The organism is Sediminispirochaeta bajacaliforniensis DSM 16054 (assembly GCF_000378205.1).
Classification (GTDB): domain Bacteria; phylum Spirochaetota; class Spirochaetia; order DSM-16054; family Sediminispirochaetaceae; genus Sediminispirochaeta; species Sediminispirochaeta bajacaliforniensis.
This window is the reverse complement of the sequence record NZ_KB899424.1, coordinates 45,298-63,885: the sequence shown is the minus strand read 5'-3', so window position 1 is coordinate 63,885 and position 18,588 is coordinate 45,298. Positions and strand designations below refer to the sequence as shown.

At 51.1% G+C, this 18,588-nt stretch carries 12 protein-coding genes; 5 read left to right on the top strand and 7 right to left on the bottom strand.

Features of this window, described 5'->3' with window-relative positions; all coding sequences use genetic code 11:
* Position 1 precedes the first annotated feature (1 nt).
* The gene (locus F459_RS0117010; protein WP_020613915.1) at positions 2-1,363 is read right to left on the bottom strand and encodes a tetratricopeptide repeat protein; all 1,362 of its coding nucleotides are present in this window, start codon (positions 1,361-1,363) and stop codon (positions 2-4) included.
* A gap of 82 nt (positions 1,364-1,445) precedes the next feature.
* Here F459_RS0117010 and F459_RS0117005 point away from each other — a divergent pair, with 82 nt between their 5' ends.
* Both F459_RS0117005 and F459_RS0117000 read left to right on the top strand, forming a co-directional pair.
* Complete coding sequence (locus F459_RS0117005; protein ID WP_020613914.1) at positions 1,446-2,171, top strand: tetratricopeptide repeat protein; 726 nt, start codon at positions 1,446-1,448, stop codon at positions 2,169-2,171.
* 18 nt (positions 2,172-2,189) lie between these two features.
* Positions 2,190-4,130 carry a tetratricopeptide repeat protein gene (locus F459_RS0117000; protein ID WP_020613913.1) on the top strand — a complete coding sequence of 647 codons (1,941 nt, stop codon included), beginning with the start codon at positions 2,190-2,192 and terminating at the stop codon, positions 4,128-4,130.
* Positions 4,131-4,200: 70 nt separating this feature from the next.
* Here the strand turns inward: F459_RS0117000 and mutL are convergent, their stop codons facing one another.
* The 4 genes from mutL to F459_RS0116980 form a co-directional block, all read right to left on the bottom strand.
* A complete protein-coding gene (gene mutL / locus F459_RS0116995) occupies positions 4,201-6,042 on the bottom strand; it encodes a DNA mismatch repair endonuclease MutL (RefSeq protein WP_020613912.1) in 1,842 nt (613 codons plus the stop codon).
* Positions 6,043-6,054: 12 nt separating this feature from the next.
* A complete protein-coding gene (locus tag F459_RS0116990; RefSeq protein WP_020613911.1) occupies positions 6,055-8,292 on the bottom strand; it encodes a FecR domain-containing protein in 2,238 nt (745 codons plus the stop codon).
* A gap of 14 nt (positions 8,293-8,306) precedes the next feature.
* Entirely contained in the window at positions 8,307-9,662 is a 1,356-nt protein-coding gene (locus F459_RS0116985; RefSeq protein WP_020613910.1) for a hypothetical protein, read from the bottom strand.
* 102 nt (positions 9,663-9,764) lie between these two features.
* A complete protein-coding gene (locus tag F459_RS0116980) occupies positions 9,765-14,603 on the bottom strand; it encodes a hypothetical protein (protein WP_020613909.1) in 4,839 nt (1,612 codons plus the stop codon).
* 47 nt (positions 14,604-14,650) lie between these two features.
* On the opposite strand from F459_RS0116980, the gene F459_RS0116975 reads away from it, so the two are divergent.
* Genes F459_RS0116975 through F459_RS0116965 form a run of 3 tightly spaced genes read left to right on the top strand, consistent with a single transcriptional unit; the run spans position 14,651 to position 16,993 of the window.
* Positions 14,651-15,568 (top strand): hypothetical protein, encoded by a 918-nt coding sequence (locus F459_RS0116975; RefSeq protein WP_020613908.1) that lies wholly within the window; start codon positions 14,651-14,653, stop codon positions 15,566-15,568.
* A gap of 2 nt (positions 15,569-15,570) precedes the next feature.
* The gene (locus F459_RS0116970; RefSeq protein WP_020613907.1) at positions 15,571-16,692 is read left to right on the top strand and encodes an ion transporter; all 1,122 of its coding nucleotides are present in this window, start codon (positions 15,571-15,573) and stop codon (positions 16,690-16,692) included.
* A 10-nt stretch (positions 16,693-16,702) separates the two neighbouring features.
* A complete protein-coding gene (locus F459_RS0116965) occupies positions 16,703-16,993 on the top strand; it encodes a DUF503 domain-containing protein (RefSeq protein WP_020613906.1) in 291 nt (96 codons plus the stop codon).
* 14 nt (positions 16,994-17,007) lie between these two features.
* Here the strand turns inward: F459_RS0116965 and F459_RS0116960 are convergent, their stop codons facing one another.
* Both F459_RS0116960 and F459_RS0116955 read right to left on the bottom strand, forming a co-directional pair.
* Positions 17,008-17,748 (bottom strand): late competence development ComFB family protein, encoded by a 741-nt coding sequence (locus F459_RS0116960; RefSeq protein ID WP_013254932.1) that lies wholly within the window; start codon positions 17,746-17,748, stop codon positions 17,008-17,010.
* A gap of 42 nt (positions 17,749-17,790) precedes the next feature.
* Positions 17,791-18,585 (bottom strand): ATP-binding protein, encoded by a 795-nt coding sequence (locus F459_RS0116955; RefSeq protein WP_020613905.1) that lies wholly within the window; start codon positions 18,583-18,585, stop codon positions 17,791-17,793.
* Between the last annotated feature and the right edge of the window lie 3 nt (positions 18,586-18,588).

Genomic DNA, 18,588 nt, shown 5'->3' with positions numbered 1-18,588 from the left:
CTCAATTCAATTTTACCTTGCGGAGTATGTTTTGAAGTGCATCCTTATCGATAAGCTCGACGGGCCTGCTTTCACTGAATTCGGCCGCCCGCCTGGAGAAATTCGAACTGGTAAAAATAACACCTCTGGTAACCGACATCTTTTTCATTTCGTCGAGGATCGATCTAACCGTCGACTCGGTTATCATCTCAGGAACCCTGAGGAACCAGAGGAGTTTCGGCATCTTTTTTGCGTTTCTCCACCGTGAATCGCTTTCCACGGCAATGATTTGGCAGCCGTTTTTGATGTCGGTCACATCCCGGATATTGAGCTCCATGGAAAGGGCTATGCCCTTGCAAATTTCAAGAAATTCGACAGGTCCTGCTGTTAGATAATCCTTAATATGATCGTCTGTCCGCAGCTCCTGGTACTGGCTCAGTTTTTCGGCGACGTCGCGGAAAGAAGGTTTCTTTTTGTAAATTCCTTCCCACTGTTCTATTGCCTTTTCAAAATCTCGGCTTTTTTCGTAGCAAAGTGCCAGAAAATACCGGGCGTACAGCACCTCCTGCGAACTATCGTTATTGGAAAGCTTGATGGCCCGTTCCAGTTCCGTCACCGCTTTGTCGAAGCTGTTCATGTGCATGTAACAGCTTCCCCGTTCCACAAGAGCCCGTATCTTGAGCTCCGGATCCCGTTGTGCTTTCTCAAAATTCAAAAGCGCCGCAACGTAGTCGTGGTTCTCTTTCAACAGCTTTCCGAGGTAGAAGTGGGCCTTGTAGTTATTCGGGTTATGTTTGAGAGCTTCTTCCAACTCGATCTTCGCCTCAACAACCTTTTTACCTCTAAACAGGGCATAGCCCAGGCTGTAATGGGCGTCGGAGTGACGTGGATCGAGTTCGATTGCTTTCCTGTAATAGTTGAGCGCTTTTTCACTTCTTTGCCGAGATTCAAAGAGTGTACCTGCCTTATAATAGTGATTGGCGCTCTGTGGTTCCAGTTTGATAAGCAGAAGGTATTCTTTAAGGGCTTCTTCTTCCTGGTTGAATCGTTCAAAAAGATCGGCTATTCTTTTCCGAAAGGCCACTTCGGAGAGCCCCGGACCGAAGGTCCCGATTTGATTGACGGTTTTCAGTTCCATAAGGGCCAGTTCCGGTTTTTCTTGGGCCAAATAGGCAAGGCCAAGATAGTAATGGGCCTCGGCATTGCGAGGATTTTTTGCGATGATCTGTTTTGCTATCCTGACAACGGTATTCGGCTTTCCCTGCTTGAGTGCGTTTTCAAGGGAAGCAACCTGTTTCGGTGCTATAATTGACCGAACAAGAAAAAAGGTAAACAGGCCGATTCCTATGCCGAGTATGATAATGAGGGCGATGACTAATGGCATTTTATATCGTCTCCTCAGATAAGGTTAAGTGAGAAAGATGATTCATGTCAAACGAACTAAACATGATACAATAATACGGAGAATGAAACGACATGTCCAGATGAGGCTTCTTCCTCTTGTTTTCCTCTGGACAACCTTTTTCTCTGTTGCTTTCCCGATTGGCGCCGAGACTCTCTTCGAACAGGGAGAAAAACTCTTTGTGAATAATGAGCCGGCCCGTGCCGTCTTGGTTCTCGAAAATGCCGTAAAAGAGGACCCTGCCAACGCAAAGACCTATCAATATCTCGGAATCGCCTATGAGCAGCTTGAGCAGTACGAAAATGCAATCTCTGCATATGAAAGGGGACTGGCCTCCTCTTCGGCTTCGAAGGATGCCTTCTATTTCAATATGGCAAACAACTATTTGCGTCTCGGACAAACGGATAAGGCACTTGAGTATTATGGAAAGAGTGTCATGGCAAATGGCTCTTTTGCCCCCTCGTATCTCAACCGCGGAAATCTTCGGGTAAAGAAGGGATCGTATCGGGAAGCGGTAAGCGATTATCAGACGTACCTTGTCCTCAAGCCGAACGATCCCCAGAAGGGAGCCATCGACAAGATGATTTCTCTGCTTAGCGGGGCGGTACAGGAAGAGGAGCGTAAGAAACTCGAAGAGCAGCGAAGGCAGAAGGAGGAGGCTGCGCGGCAGCAGGCCCTCTTGGATCAGGTCCTCGGTTCTTTGGAAAATGCAGGGAGCGACACTACCAATCTTTCGGCAGGGACCGAAAAAACCGAGGATTATGAAGGATCCTTTGATATTATTGATTAAGACGAATATGGAGCGGCTATGGATAAGCGTAAAGGAGTAATCATCGGAGGGGCCTTGGCGCTCCTTCTTCTTCTCGGCGGAGGGGCACTGCTGATAGGCAGGGGACGTCAGACAACGGGAACGGCCGACAGCGGCGAAGGCAGCGGTTCGGCCGTTGTCAGTGATGTTGCCAAGCGGAGGGAAAACACCCTGCGTCTGGCCCAAGATTATTTCAAAGAGGGGGAGTATCAACGCGCCCTCGATTTGCTGGACGGCCTTTTGATTGAGAATGGCGACGACCAGGATGCCAAGGATCTGCGTGATCAAATCATCGCGGAGCGGAGGCAGGCCGAGCAAAGGGCGGCTGAGGCGCAGCGACAGAGTCAGGATGCACTGAAAGACACCCTTTCCGATCTTGGTCAAAGCCTGAAAAGTAGCGAAACCAGCGCCGCCGAACAGGAACGGGATAGGCAACTTGAGGCCAAACGCCAGGAGGAGCTTCGCAAGCTGGAAGATCAGCGCAAGGCAGCGGAAGAGCGACAGCGTCAGGAAACCGATCGTCTTGCGGCCCTTGATAAGGCGGAACGGGAAAAGGCTGAGAAACTCAAGAATCTGGTGCGTCAGGGTGAAGAAGCCATGGATCAAAAAGACTATATCGGTGCTCGCGGCTTCTTCTCTGAGGCCCTCGATATCGATCCCTCTTCGGCTCCTGCTCTGGCAAATACGGGTGAAACCTTTTTCCGGGAAGACGAAAATAGTGATTCGAATATTAAAAAGGCCGTTGATTACGCAAATCGCGCTATTCAAAGCGATCCCAATTTGTGGGTACCATATAACACCCTCGGAAAGGTGTACAGCAAGCAGCGGCAATGGAACAATGCCATCGATTCCTACAAACAAGCTGCACGGCTTAATCCTGAAAATGCCGATCTGCTCTTTGAACTGGGAAAGGCGCAGTATCGTGCCGGAAAATATGACGATGCACGGCAATCCTTTGAGGCCGCCATCCATATCGATCCCCAGCATGAAAAGGCGTATCTCAATCTCGGCGTAACCCAGCGTCGGCTTGGCAATGTCAACGCGGCAATCAATGCCTTCGGCAAGGCTGCACAGATCAATAAAGAGAGTGATGTTGCATTTTATCAGCTCGGTGAATTGTATAAGCAGAAAGGCGATATGAAACAAGCCTCGGAAAACTATCAGAAGGCTGCCGCTCTTCAGCCCGACAGAAATATCTACCAGGGCTCCTATGCCGTAGCATTAACCGCCCTCGGTAAATATCAGGAGGCGGAGGCTGCATATAAGCGCGCCATTGCCGCCGACTCTGAAGACCCCGTTGCACGTTATAATATCGCACTGGTCCAGTTGCAGCTTGGCAAAAATAATGATGCCTTTGAGAATGCGGCAAAGGCGGTTCAGCTTGATTCCTCTTCGGCCGTTTACCTCTACACCCTCGGCCTTACGAGTGAGGCGGTCGGCAACAGCGACGGGGCGGTGAGCGCCTATCAGGCCTCCATTGCCAAGGACCGCGGCTACCTTCCTCCGAAAATCAACCTCGGTAAACTCTACGATGATCAGGGAAAATACGATGAGGCCCTTGATCAGCTACTTGCCGCCTATGCGATCGACCCGAAGTCTCTCGAGGTGAACAACAATCTGGGAAATGTCTACCTTCACAAGGAGCTCTACCAGGACAGCATCAAACACTATAAGGCGGCAATCGAAAAGAAACCGAATGCTACCCTCATGCGCTATAATCTTTCCCTTGCATACATCGAAACCGGGGACCAGGATGATGCCATCGGAAGCCTCCAGGAGCTTATAAAGGTCGATCCGAGCTATTGGGATGCCTATTATCAGCTTGGGAAGCTTCTTTTTGCAAAAGGCCAGAGCGATTCGGCGAAGAACATCCTTAACAAGCTTTTGGAAAAACAGCCCGATTATCCAAAGAAGCAGGAGATCGAGGAGCTGATTCGCTAGTATGGAAAACGCGGGGCGGCCCCACGTTCAAGGCCGCCCTTTCCCACCTCGGCAGAACGCAAGGCGTAGGCTAAAAGGTTCTTCCCACGGCCTTGTAGAGTTCCTTTTCGGTAACAGAGAAATAGAGGGGCCTTCCGTGGGGACAGCGGTGCTGTTTTAGGGCGAAGGTCCCGGCAATGATCTTTTTGGCCGTTTCCGGGGGAAGAAATTCCCCCTCTTTTATAGCGGCTTTGCAGGCGAGATTGGCGAAGATCCGTTCGGAAAAGCCGTCGCTTCCCGTTTCCTGGCTTTCGATGAAGGTTGTGATCTCCTTCTCAAGATGAACGCAGCTTTCCGGAAGGGCTGTCAAAAGCAGATTATCTCCCTCCTTTTCTCCCTCGATAACGATTCCCAGCCCGCGATAGTAATCGATTTGACCTTGAAGCAGGGTTTTGCCTTCATCGTCGAGTTGCAGCCGTTTTGGTATAAGAAGTTGCTGTTTATGCGATGCACCCGCTACAAACCGTTCGTAGAGAATCCTCTCATGGGCCGCATGCTGGTCGATGAGGTAGAAAGTTCCCTCCTTTTCCGCGGCAAGGAAGAGGCCGAAAACCTGTCCGAGGTAGCGAAAGTCGTAGGCCTGCGATTCCTCTGCGGCTTGCTGTTCCTGCCGGCTTCGGGTCTGTTCGAAGCGATCGTAGAACTGGCGATTTTGTTCGGTATTGCTTTTTGCCGGGGGCGAAGGCGGTGATGATGAAAAAGAAAAAGAACCTTTCGTCCGAGGGCTTATAGTGGACCTTGAAAAGGAGGCCTTGTCGTAGAATGGTTTTGAAAAACTTGGGGAGCCGAAATCATTTTTCTCCCCTTCGGAAAGGTCAGGACTATCGTTTGCGGCCGGTATCTCATAGGGCAGGGGCGTCGGCCACTTGCTGCGAAGGAAGTCGCGAATTCCCGAGGAGACCTGATGATGGATCTCTTTGAGGCCTCGAAAGCGTACTTCTTTTTTTGCCGGATGAATGTTGAAATCCACCCGTTCGGGATCAACCTCGAGAAAAAGGAAACAGACAGGAAAGGTTCCCCCCGGTAGGTATTCGCCGTATCCGTAACTAACGGCCTGGACCAGGGAAAATTCATCGATTTTTCGCTTGTTGACATAGATATGGATGTAACGCCTGTCTTTTCGATAAAGCGAGAGCCCTGAACCAAGGGCTGCGAAGCGAAAGCCTTCTCCGGCTCCCTGGATTGTATGGATCATCGAGGAATGTACCTGACTGGGATAGGAGGCCGTGACTCGATCAATGAGGGACGAGGCCGGAAGAAAGAGTTTCAGCTCCCCTTCGGAAAAAAGACGGAAGCTGATTTCGGGAAAAGCGAGGGCCTTTTCCGCAAAGAGCTTACGGCATGCCGACAATTCAGCCTGATCACTCTTGAGAAAACGCTTTCGGGCAGGTATGGAATAGAAGAGATCTGATGCCTCGACAATAGTTCCTTTTCTACCCTTCGACGGCTGGAGAGAAAGCAGCTTTCCGTTGTCCACCTCTATGGTGAAGGCATCTCCTTCGGCGACGGCACTGGTAATCCTCAACCTACTGCAGGCGGCTATGGAAGAAAGTGCTTCACCCCTGAAGCCCAGGCTCGTTATCCTATCGAGATCTTCGACCTCGGAAATTTTGCTGGTGGCATGGGGAAGAAAGCAGAGTTCCAGGTCTTCCCGTTCCATTCCGCAACCATTGTCGACTACTCGAACACTTCGGGTGCCTCCGCCTGTAAGGTGGACGTCAATGGTATCTGCTCCGGCATCCACGGCATTGTCCATTAGCTCACGAAGCAAAGAAAAAGGCCGGTCGATAACCTCGCCGGCCGCTATTTTTCGGGCGACCTGGTCCCGAAGCAGATGAATGCTTCGGGATCGGTCCTGTTGTTTTCTCTCCATAGTCAGAACATACTAAAAGTGTATGCGTGTTTCAAGGGTAAAACTTGGAGCCATATCGGGAGTCCCGTCGTCATTATAGACAGGATCCTGACCGTCATACTTCATTGCGGTCCCCACTGAAAGCGCGATATCAAGGGTCGGGGCAGCGGGATAGACGATTCCCCCGCTGAAGGCTGCGTATGCATCGAAGAGTGAAAGATCCTCATCACTACTTCCTGCCAGAAGCGGGAAGAATTTCGTTCTCGAATAGGTAACAGAGCCGTAGATCCCGAGAACGGGAATCACCTCCGGTAGTATGCTCAAAGTCAGGCTCATTTCATCTTCTTCAACTTCCCCTCCGTCGGGGCTCCATGGTCCGAAATAGCTTGCTTCTATCCTAAACGCCTGAAAAAGGGTTGCTCCGGCTTCTCCGTATATTCCCATGACGCTTCTGTCATAGTCGGAAGAGGATGGATCCTGGAGGTAGTTGTATGCCTCGACGGCATAGATACCACGAAGCCTTTCGTAATTCGGCCCGAAAAGTGTCGGATGGAATACTCCATCGTAATAACGATAGGAGAGACGGTAATCGAGAAAGATAATGTTACCGAAGAGACCGCTGTCCACTCCGTAATTCCGGAGGCCGCTAATCGAAGAGGCACCATCATCCCATACGGCATCAAATTCGAAATTTCCGTCGATGATAGGTACCATCGCCGCCATATCGCCGTAAAGAATAATGGACAAAGCACTCTTTTGGATAACCGGTAATTCCATATCGACAGCTGCGGCAGAGAGCATGATATCGCTCGGCATATCCGTCGGGGCCGTGAGGGGATCTGTCATGCTGTCGGGATCGATATCGATAATCCCTGAAAAACCGAAGCCGAGGGGAAAGGCCATTCCAAAAGGACGCAATACCATTCTGCCTCCGAAGATTTCCGGTTTGCTAAGATCGTTGACGACCGCTTCCAGACCGATCTTATTCCCTTGAATACCTGTATTGAAACCAATTCGCCGAATGGCAGGAAAGTCGAAATCGTTGGCATAATCCTTCATAAGTATGCCGTGTCCGATGGTCATGGTTCGTAGATTGCCAAGTCTCAGGTAAAAGGGATTCCTGTTATCTCCGTATTCGACATAACGGATTTTCAGGAAGATGTCGGAAAAAAGATCACCTGCGGCATCGAGGGGATCGCCCTCCCAATCATGGTCGGCACCGAAGGACCATTCGTTATTTCCCCTGGGGCGATACCAGTCATCGGAATCAAAGAGATCGTTGGTGTAGATGATGGGAAGGTAGAGGGCCGCTTTCAGCTTTCCAATCTCGAAGACAGGCTGCAGCACGGCCTTCGAATAGGTCAGGCCATCGATGGTTACGGTCCCGATCTGAAGTCCGAGGATGTTTCCCAATTTTCCAAGGGCCCCATCTCCTTTCGCCTTGCCCGATCCAGCGGCAGAGGCTGTTTCAGGCAGCACAGGTGCTGTTTTCGCCGTTGTTATCGTTTCTTCTGCCGGGGGCTGCTGCTTATTCTCTTCGGGGGGAGGGGTCTCTGCCTGAGGCTCTTCGGCAGGTGCCTCTTCTGCCGGGGGCTGTTCTTGGACCTGGGGAGTATGGCCCGGAACGAGGTTCGGATCGAGCTGTTCGAAAACCATATCGCTGAGCAAATCCTGCATCTGTTGCTGAGAGGCTTGAATCGCTTCGAAGGTGGCGGCAAGGGCGTCCGCAATCTCTCCTGAAGCGAGGCTGATGGTTTGCCCCATATTGTTGGTATAATCGATCAATCCGTCGACGACGAAGGCCCTTTCTTCGGATCCCGGAATCGAGATTAGCCCAAAGTCGGTCCCCCTGACACCGCAGACGGCGGAGGGTGTGCTGAGTCTGTATCGATTGGTAAGAGAACCCCGGGCAGCAATTGTTCTCAGCTTTCCTGCCACCATATGAAAATCGTTTACGGTATCATCCGAACGTTGGAACTGGTTAATAGTAAATACCGTATTGGGGGCAAGCTTGATAATGGATCCGTTGGGATCAAGAGAAAGCTCCGCCACCGTTCCATTGGTCCGTATGGTGTCTCCCTCTGAAAGCTGAGTACCGATAGTGACATTGGTAAGGATATTTCCGCCGGCATCGACGACTTCGAGTTCGAATTCGTCGGCAGCATACGCAATAATTGCTTTAGGCTCTCCATACTGACCGAAAGCCGTGGATGAAAGAAATAGTAAAAGTAGGATTACCGGTATGATCCGGATCGCGACAGCTTTTCGCATAGTTACCTCCTTACCTAAAAACTGATGGAACTCGTCAGACTGCTGCTGGTCTCCCAGGATCCGTCTTCAGGTACGTATCGTAGATTGTAACCGAGGGTAATAACCGCCGGTCCCGTTTTATAGTTGACCTCGGCACCTATAGTGGCGTTTTCCGGATCGCCAAAATCATCAAAACTGTTGATATACCGCTTGTCGTAAAAGGCGTCGAAAAAGAAGCCGGGTAGTAATCCCTCTCCCACACTTAGCGTCCCGCGGAGATGGGGATAGGTAAGGAGTTTAGTATCTTCGGTGCTGTTGTCGGGGGCAAATGAACCGTCGACGGTGGTTGAAAATGCCAGCATATCGCCAAGAAAAGAGAAACCGACGACGGTCATCCAGCCATTGTAGCCGTCGCTCTCCAACTCTCCCGAGTAGATCGCGTATTTTGCTTCGCGGTAGAGATCATAGGTGGCGTCGAAATAGAAGGGCACGAAGTTGTCACCGAGGAAAAGCAGGCTGAAACCATATTGGAGAAAGCCCCAAAGCTTGCCTCCGAAACCCGTCATTGCACCACTATGAGGATCGTCGTCGCCCGTCTGGAGGGCCACATCACCGAATAAGACAAGGGTTGCGAGGTCCCCGGTAAGCAGCGGCTGCTGAAAATCGACATCGAACATGGAAACCGTACCACTGTCGGTATAGACGGTAAAGTCATAGTTTGCTTCGGGATCGAAATCTGCGGCATAGCTCACTCCGATCTGCAGGTTATTGAGAAGCGGCAGTTCCGTGGCTGCAAGGGGCCGTGCATAGAGGCGGGTACCGAAAACATCGAAACGGGCAAGGTTACCGGTAAAGGTTTCCAGACCGATGTAGGGAAAATTGAAGAGCCGCCCGTCAAGATCGAGGGCAATACCTACGATCCTCTGCTCGGGAAGGAAGAGGGCGTTGGAGTAGTTGCGCATGATAAAGCCGTTGCCAAGGGTTCCGTCTTCGATGGTTCCGATTTTCGCATATAGATCATCACCTTTCTCTCCGTAGCGGACATAACGAAAGATGGGGAGGTACAGATCGAGGAAGCTCTTTCCATCTTTTGGAACCCAATCTTCTTCCCGTACCTCAAAGCCGTCGGCACTCTGATAATGCAGAGTGAGGTCCAAACCGATGCCTACTTTACCGAAGGAGAGGTCTGGAGTAAAACTGATCATACTGTAGGTAACTTCGCCGTCCTCTTCGTTAAAGGTTTTAGCCCCCAACGCTATGGTGGTCTGGAAATGAAACGCCGGATGTTCCCCTTCTTGTATTATATCTTGGTTTTCATCGCTCTGCGCGGCAAGAGGAAAAACGGCTAAGAGTGCAAAGCCTATAATTACATAGGGAAGTGGTTTGCGCATACGCCCCTCCTTTTACAAACTTAATATTTTTTACATCCTTTACCTTTTATAGTATATCCCTCATACCCATAAAACAACAGCGTGTCTGTAATCTATGATCTATTAAAAGGAGAGAGTGAAGCCGAGGCCTGCTTCGAAACCTATGGTATAGTATGTGACGGAATCACTTCCGGATGCATAGGCCTCACGCATGAAAAGCCCGGTAAGATGTGCATTGATCTCTCCCCGGGAGGAGAGATCGAGGGTCGTTTCATGAGAAAGTGAAAGGGTAAGATCTTGTTCATTCTCTTCATTATCGAAGAGAAGATCGTTGCCAAAGGAAAGCTCATGGATGAGGCGTACCGGGCTGTCCCCTCTGAGGTAATGGGGAATCGGCAAGCGCCTCGGTTCTCCCTTTCTACTGATCAGCGTCAACGTTGTTTCATTTTTCAGGGTATCCAGAGTGGCTCCGTCGTCGAAGCTTGCGCTAAAGTCGTTTTCGCCCTTAAGCGAATACTTCTCATTGATCTGAAGAAGAAATGATGCGACATGAAGAGCGTCGAGGGCCCCGCTATCCTCAATGTCGAACCTGGCGGAGGAAGCAAATGCATCGGTCCTGTACCAATCGGCAAGAGGGTAGCTGCCTAAACGGCCGAAGAGATTAATCGCAGAGCTTGTCCACGAAATCGATGTTACTCCGCTTCTGCCAATCTCATCATAGCTTTTTTCATAGGTGGTGGAGCGGGTGATGTCGAATGTTGCCGGGACAATGAGGTCGCTGAGGGCGCTCCCCGGATTGCGGCTAAAGGAACATGAGGCTGCCGGGGTATAGGATGCGGTTAAAAGCTTTTCTTCCTCTCCCGTAAAAGGCCCCGTTCCAAACACCGATAAGGGGTCTGAGGAGAGCAGGGCATAGATGGAACCGATACCGGTGGAGAAGCCCTTTGCATCGAGAATCAGCGAATGTAGCGGTGTGGACGGAGTGGATGTTATATCCTCTATGCTTACTTTTGCCTCCAATTCATGGTAGAGACGAAATCGCAGGTTTCTTTTTTTCTCCATAGGCAGATCCCAGGTTGTACTCAACAGATGGTCGGCATCAAGCCGCTTGGATGAGGAACTGCGCGCGGTGGTGCTTCCGTCTGCCTCCACCGTGAGAAAACCAAGGGGAAGGGGGAACATCTGCATAAGATCCAATTTCGAGTTTCGGCGTGTAACCTGGTCCATTTGGGGAAGCAACAGGCCTTCGGTACTTTCCGACATCCGCTCTGAAAAGGTTTCATGTTCCTCTTCGTCGCTCCCTGTAAGTGCGTTTGAGAGTGAAAGGGAAAAGGCATTATGAGTCTCATTTCTGCCGGCTCCCATGCCTATGGCCCACTGTTGTTTGACCTTTGTCTTTGGTTTTGAAAAACTGCTCTCCAGAGAAAGTATGCGTTCCGGGTTGGCAATCCAGGGAGCAAAGGTAATTTCGGCCGAATGGCTGAAGGTGATCCCCTCTGCGGCGTGGTCTTCGGCATACTCTTCGGCTGCCTTGATCCTTCCCGATGCAACGGGCATGGCGTAGCCTGCGGTAAAGGAGGGAAGAAACTCGTAGGCTTCGGCCGAGAAGGCGAAATCACCATAGACATTTCCGTTAAAAAGAGCGCTGCTGAGTGCAGATGATGAATAAAAGGAGTGGGTGGAATCACTACCTGCGGCGGTCCCGTAATCACCGTTCCAGGTTGATTCGGAGGCGAAATCAAACTCGGATAATACCGGTTTCCCTTTTAAAGAAAAATAGGTCCCCTGCTTGTGGTAGGCAACGGAGCTCTTAACCGTGGATTCCAGGGACATGAGGGCATCTGTCAGATGCAGCTCATCGAGCCAAAGCTCTCCGGAAGTGTCTTCGGAAGAAGTCTCGACCTCCATCTTGAAATAGGATACGGCGGCGTCCCGATTGTTAACGGAAACCTCTTGATCTGATATGGTTCCTTCGCTGCTTTTTATCCTTTTTTTGTCGAGATTGATGGTGATAAGCTGCCATGCATCGCTTTCGATTGGAACAAAGGTTGCGGTAACGCCTTTCCCTTCGGTGGAGCTTAGAGAGACCGTTATGTTATCAGGGGCAGGATCGGGGGTTCTGAGAAAAAATTGCAGTGCCTGGTAGTTTCCAAGATCGGCAGTGGGGGTGAGGGTGGATGCGCTCCATGTGCCGCCGGCAGTGCCGGCATCCCAGGTAAAAAGGGCGCAGCGCTGGGTCTCTCCGTCTGTGAAAATATCGGTCTCATCGGGGAAGGCCTCGGCAAGGCTTGTAGATGCCGAACTTGCCCCGGCCCGTGTTTCAAGGGCCTCGCTTGCCGTCACCGTCTGGCTTGTGGAATCATCCGGGTTCACGGAGAAGCTGGTGCCGACAAAGATGGGGTCGGCAACCAGGATGGTGCCTGTCGTATCATCCACTGATCCTTCATTGACGATCATGATGTCCATAGCGGTAACCGATTGAAGCTTGGCCCGCTCTGCCGCCGAGAGGTCGATGCTGATCCGCTGCCAGCTGTTGCTGGTTCCATCGACATCAAGGGCCTGTGATTTCCACACCAGATCGTCATCCTCTCCGCTTGTCCAGCTTAGCTCACCGTCGCCGTTGAGATCCTCGCTGTCGGTCTTGCCGTTGTCGCCTCCGACAGGACGGTCGATACCGTCGGGATCGAAGGAGAAACCGGAAGAGAGGGAACCCGATTCCTCATCGAGCAGGCCGTCCCCGTCAAGATCTTCGATGAGGTCTCCGACTCGGAGATAGATGTTTAGGTCGCTGATATCCTGGCGGGGACGGACCAATAGATCGATTCTGGTCGCAGAAGAGAGATCCAGGGCGTTCCCGCCGGTGCTCAAAGGTATGCGGCCGCCGACCCACTCTCCGGCGTCAAGCTCGTAGGTAAAGACCAGGGCGTTGCCGTCGGTCTCGCTGCCCGTCGCCGCTATGGAAGGTCCAACCCGGTCTTCCCCCTCATCTTCGTCGTAGGGGTATCTCTGGTCCGAGGGAACGCTCCAGTCATATCGTTTAAGGACGGCGCTTCCCACCGTGGGGTAGCTGTAGAAGTCGTAGTAAAAGAGTTTCCCGCGATCGTTTTCAGGAAAACTGGGGCTGCTATTTGCATCGTCGGCGGCGGCTGGAAAAAGGCGCTTGTTACTGATGGGAACATCGACTCCCGCATCGTTCATACCCAGAAGCCGGAAAAATCCGGTGGTGTCTGGATTATTCAACGAGAGCCCCGCTTCCACGCTGAAGCTCAGGGCGTAATCTTCCTCGTCCTTGTTATCGTAAAAGAGGCTCGTACCGGCGGCAATGAATCCCGGGGCCTGATCGGATTCGGTGGTGTAAGATTGACCGGCAATGTTCCAGCGAAACCCCGCATCCAGGCCCAGGCTCAGCCTGTCGGTAAGGGTAAAGCTGTTTTGGGTGGCGAAGATCAGGTCTCCAAGATCCCCTCCGCTTCTTGTACGGTAGGTAACAACGATCAGATCGTCATCGTTTACGGTAAAAAGCGGAGTAAGCACTCCTGTGTCGTAGTCTACGGTAAAGCGGGACTGCTCTTTACCGTTTTTTGTCACCGATACCGAATCCCCAAGAACCCCCTCTTCGAGTTGAAAGGCAGAAACCTCCGAAAGGTGTTCAATTTGAAGCAACCAGGGGGCTGCATCTCCGCTTATTCCCCGCTTCGGGCCGTAGATATCGCTATTGTAGCCTGCCTCGATGATAGCCCGTGCCAGAGGATAACGACGATACAATGATCGCATATCCGAAAGCTCCCGATCCTCATCCACGATACGTATCAGCTTACCGAAGTCCTCTTCTCCATAGCTAAGCTGCTCGGCCTCAAGGGTCATACCATCGTACTCGTCGCTGCCGCTCATGAGGGCCGCATAGAGTTCATTCTCCTGTGGGGTCGTGGAAAGTTCGTAGATGCCGCGGTGGAGAAAGGGGGACCAGAGGCCGGGGCGGTAGAGGAGTAGGACATCATGACCGTCAATCTGTTCGTCGTATCGAAATTCGGAAAGAGTTATTCCCAATCCTGTATAGGTTCCGCTAAAAGAAAAGTCGACCGGCGTTGCCTTGGGATCAAAAAGGCCGTCGGCATTGATACCGCAGAGGGCATCGGTGCCAAGGCCGCTATCTCCGACTTCCTTTCCCCCTTTTTTGTAGTAGACCGCCACCCTGCCGGTGGGGGCCTCTTTCAGGTAGACAATCCCGTTTTCGGTATCCACCACCGCATCATCGGTGCCGGCTTCCTGAAACGCTCCGTCTTCATCCTGGATATAGAGCACCACATCCTCAACATCGTCGTCGGGAAGAACGAAGACCCTGTTTGTCGAATAATCGTCCAGGTCGAACTGCTCCTGTTTTACCTCGTTCATCCCTCTGAAGGTAACACGCTGGTATGCGGCGGGGTCGTAGCGAAGGGCGAAGCTGTGTTCGGAGTGCTCAGGGGTCAGCCGAGCCCAGAGACCGAGGGAATCTATCCCCGCTTCCGGAAGGGTGAAAAAGCTTGATTCGAAGGAACCGATATCGATATTACCGACCCGTACCTCCTGCACAAGCTCTCCCTCTTTCCCCTGATAGCCCGCTACAATAGAATTGACGTCGTTGCCCTCTTTGAAGGAGAGATCGAAAAACCAGCGGTCTCGTATCCATAGAGAAATAATGATATCCGGATACTGGTCGAAACGAAATCCACTGTCGATATCGGAGATCGTTGTTGTTTGCATGACCGGGGAGAGGGTACTCCATGTGAGGGCGAATCCCGCCGAAACTTCGGCCTGCCAGGTTCCTGAGACATAGAGGTCGATATCTTCTTCAGGAATCGATGCAAAGAGGGTGGCGGGAACCTCTTCCGAAGGAAGCGGAACCTCGTCTGCCGCCGAGACGCGGAGAACAACGCAAAAAAACAGCATGCAGATGTGAAGGGTTCTTCGCTGATGCGACATATATCACATTATAGCGCAGCGCTGAGATTTCGTGTACAATAAGAGCCATGGATCAGAAAGCGAGTCAGTTTGTGCGGCATCTGCTGGCCAATCCCTCTTTGAAAGCCTATGCTCCGCTCCAAAAGGAAGAGCAGATTATTTCCTTTCTGCGGATCAATGCCGGGCGGCTCTATCCGACCCTTTCTTCTCCCGACTTTTTTCCTGGACAGTCCTGGAATCAGATCTATAAACTACTTATGCAGGCACTTTATGCCTCTACCTCCGAATCGGTGGTTTCGGGGTTGAAGGAGTTTTTTTCCCGAACCATCAATTTCCATTTTCTCTCCTTTTTTCCCCGGCCCACGGGGCGTTCCGATGATCGGGAAACTCGTCTTTTCTCTTTTATGATGAGGCTGATTGCTCATCCTTTGGCCCGAAAGGCTCTTACCGGCCCCTACAGTGCCATACAGCTTCATCTCGCGCATCGCTATCTCGACCTTATATACGACGGAAGGGGTTATATCCGCTTTGAGCTTGAAAAGGTTCAAAAGCTTGCGATGAGCCAGGAAGAGGTGAAGAATCTCATTCGAACCTCTATCCTTTTACGGCCTGCCGTATTCCTTTTCCAGGTTGCAAGGCTTCCGGGACAACATGAGGTGGCCGGGCTTATTCCCTTTCAATTTGCTCAAAAGGTGATACAGGCCTTGGAAAAAGAGCTTCCTTTTTTACCTGCTGAGCTTCTTGAGAGTGCGGTTTACAGCAATGTCTCTTTCGACGAAAGAAATGATATTCCGGCTACCGCCCGGCTTTCCGCCCTTTTCAGTATGCTGGCATGCGATTTTCATCCCGGGCTCAAGGTCGATCGTGGGGCGGTGGGGCAGGAACGTAGTTGGTTCGGCATTGCCCGACGGAACCACCGGCTTTTTGGATATGATGTGAAGATGACGGATGAGCTATACCGGCTCGCCGCTGAAAACGGATGGTAACAATGAAAGAAGAGAAACGAGGAGCATTAGATACCTTTCTGACCGTGGCGATTTTTCTTGTACTTATTCAAACCTTTTTTGAAGAGATTGCCCTTATAGCCTACTGGCCTGCCCAGGTGAGGGGTTATCTTGCCTGCGCAGGCTTTGCCTTTGATCTGCTTTTTACCATCGAATTCCTGGTAAGGTGGTTCACTGCGCTTGGTCGAAAAGAGGGGGGCGACTATTTCTTCCGCCGGCGAGGGTGGGTGGACTTTCTTGCTGCCCTTCCTCTTTTGCTTTTCGACAGCGGACCGCGGGTGTATGTGCTAAGCCTCGGCGGATCGCTCTTTCTTGCCGGTGGCGGTGCGCTTAACATGCTGAAAGCGGTGAAAGCCATTCGCCTTGCAAGGGTGTTGCGTTTCCTTCGGGTCTTGAAACTCTTTCGAAACATAAAATATGTCGACAGCTCCATGGCACAGCGTCATCTGACACGGCTGTCGACTCTGGCCGTTTCGACCGTTGTTTTTGCTGCTCTCGTCTATGGTTTTTTTGTTTCGGTTTTGCATATTCCCACACCGACCGGGGTGGCAGAGGCTGAACAGAACCGCTTTCTTGACGCTGTGGATGAAAACGTGAAAGCGGAACGATATTTCGAAGATCTTTTTCATATGAAGAGCGATTTGCTGCTGGTCCGTGATACCGATAAGGATCTAACCCTCTATACCCGTTTTAACAATGATTACTATCGACGCCATTTCGATGTGGAAGATTACCGGGTTGCAGAAAAGGGCTCTCATGCCTTCTTTTTTGACATTCGGGATGCAAGAGCCGCCTCTGCTGCCCAGCAATTGCTGGTTTTCTCCATAGTAGTGTTGCTTCTCATCGCATTACTCTTTCTTTACGGCCCTCATTTCGCCGTAACGGTGACTGATCCCGTTCATGTCATGCGTCGAGGCTATGAAGAGCCGGATTACAATCTGGAGGTTCGTATTCCATCCCGCTACAGCGGGGATGACCTTTTCATACTATCCCGTCTTTACAATGAAACCTATCTGCCGATGAAGATTCGAGAGCGCACTCCCGAAAGCCGGGAACACAGTGCCCTCACACTGGAATCTCTCGGGGATTTGAATGGACTGAAGTGAGGGAACAATAATGATTGTGACAATGATGCAGTGCCTTTTCGAACTGCCTGAGACAACCAGCCTCAAAGAGAAGCGGCGGGTTATCAAGTCGGTGGTCGCGCGATTAGGGAATAAATTCCGCATATCCGCTGCTGAGGTCGATCTACACGACAGCCTTCGCTTCGGACAGATCGGAGGGGCCTTTGTGACAAACAGCCGGGAACATGGAGAGCGTGTTATGAATAAGGTAATGCTTTTTCTTGAAGATGAAATTCCCGGCCGTATTCAGCATTACGGCGTGCATAGTGAGCACTTCGATTAATCTGCCGTAACCTCTTATAGGTCTTCGACCCCAAGTTCCCGTTGTTCCTCCTCGCTGGCCTTTGTGAAAAAATAGAGGTTGCCTACCTTCAGGCTCCTTTCCATGGAGAAGGTAGTACAGTAGGCTTGGACGGCAGTGAGTTGAATATCGATAAAGTGTCTGATCGGCTGAAATCCTTCCGCTTCGGCCCTGATTTCGAGATTGACGTTTTTCTTTTCGTTTTCTCGGGACGCCTTGATCGGCCTGGGCCAGAAACTGAAGCTACCTCTTGTGCTCCGGACGATGAAATATGGATTGGGCCAGCTCCTGTCGATCATGGAAACAGGCTTACCGTCCTGGAAAAGAAAGACATTGAGGTTTTCCGCAGGTTCGAAGGTTTTTCCATTGAGGATCGTACCGATGATCGCCGGAAAATTAAAATAAGGGCCCCTGGAGATTCCTTCCTCTTTAGCCGATTCATCTTCATGTGCCTCATAATAAGGGCGCTGATTCTGAGTGATGATCCGTATCCCTTCGTTGACAAGGGATACAATATCCGCCCGTTTTTGAAAATTTTGCCGTAATTCGTTCTGAACGTGGACGACGCCCCGGCCTGAGATGAGGTATTCAGGTTCTATCCGATTGAGAACATAGCATGCTACATCGAGTCTGCATTGTTCACAGTCGACAAGTGGGAAGCCTTTACCTCGCTTTTCCTCGAAAATTTCATGCACCATTTCAAGAACGAGCTCTTCCATCACATTAAATACCTGCATCATCTTCTCCTTTGCCTCAACAGTAACTCTATTGAAGAAGCCTCACCGTTGCAAGCTTTTCATGAGATCGGTGGGGAAATTGAGGGCATTATAGACATGTTCCCTTGCATAGCGATCGATATGGGATAGTTCCCGAACGATCGGCTTCAAACGTGCACGAATATTTGTTTCGTGATAGGGACAGTCGGGTTTCACCACCGGAAGATCGAGGGCAGAGGTAAGTCTGTGTATGATCGATTCACGCACCTCACACATAGGCCTGATCACGAATAGATCTCCCCCGAAAAAATCCTGAACGGGTTGCATGCTGTCGAACTGTCCCCTGAAAAAAAGATTGATCATCGTGGTTTCCACAATATCGTCAAGGTGATGTCCGAGGGCAATCTTTCGGACACCCAATTCCCTCGCTTTCTCGAAAAAAATGCGACGTCTGTTTCTACTGCAGAGATAACAGTTGAATTTCCCATCGAAGGATTCGGGAAACATACTCGCACGAACCGTTTCCAGCGGAATTCCAAGCAGATCGAAATAGCGGCGTAAGGCTGTTAATTTCTGATCGGGAACGGGATACTCCTCCCAGTCGATATGCAGACCATGAAGCTTGTAGCTGATCGGCAGCCATTTTAACCTGAGCGAAAGTGCCAGTGCCAGTGCCAGGGAATCTTTTCCCCCGCTGATTCCGAGAATGACGGTTTCTCCCTCTTGTATCATGGAGTAGTGGTTGATTGCCTTACCTGCAGCCTTTGTAAAACGCATGATCCAGGGGGGGATATTTCCCCCCATCACCATTTCGACGGAAAGCCTCTCCGCCAATGCCGCAGCGTCGTTTACTCTCATACC

Coding starts and splice junctions, on each gene's coding strand:
- F459_RS0117010 (WP_020613915.1), bottom strand. CDS start 1,363: ATGCCATTAGTCATCGCCCTCATTATCATACTCGGCATAGGAATCGGC.
- F459_RS0117005 (WP_020613914.1), top strand. CDS start 1,446: ATGAAACGACATGTCCAGATGAGGCTTCTTCCTCTTGTTTTCCTCTGG.
- F459_RS0117000 (WP_020613913.1), top strand. CDS start 2,190: ATGGATAAGCGTAAAGGAGTAATCATCGGAGGGGCCTTGGCGCTCCTT.
- mutL (WP_020613912.1), bottom strand. CDS start 6,042: ATGGAGAGAAAACAACAGGACCGATCCCGAAGCATTCATCTGCTTCGG.
- F459_RS0116990 (WP_020613911.1), bottom strand. CDS start 8,292: ATGCGAAAAGCTGTCGCGATCCGGATCATACCGGTAATCCTACTTTTA.
- F459_RS0116985 (WP_020613910.1), bottom strand. CDS start 9,662: ATGCGCAAACCACTTCCCTATGTAATTATAGGCTTTGCACTCTTAGCC.
- F459_RS0116980 (WP_020613909.1), bottom strand. CDS start 14,603: ATGTCGCATCAGCGAAGAACCCTTCACATCTGCATGCTGTTTTTTTGC.
- F459_RS0116975 (WP_020613908.1), top strand. CDS start 14,651: ATGGATCAGAAAGCGAGTCAGTTTGTGCGGCATCTGCTGGCCAATCCC.
- F459_RS0116970 (WP_020613907.1), top strand. CDS start 15,571: ATGAAAGAAGAGAAACGAGGAGCATTAGATACCTTTCTGACCGTGGCG.
- F459_RS0116965 (WP_020613906.1), top strand. CDS start 16,703: ATGATTGTGACAATGATGCAGTGCCTTTTCGAACTGCCTGAGACAACC.
- F459_RS0116960 (WP_013254932.1), bottom strand. CDS start 17,748: ATGCAGGTATTTAATGTGATGGAAGAGCTCGTTCTTGAAATGGTGCAT.
- F459_RS0116955 (WP_020613905.1), bottom strand. CDS start 18,585: ATGAGAGTAAACGACGCTGCGGCATTGGCGGAGAGGCTTTCCGTCGAA.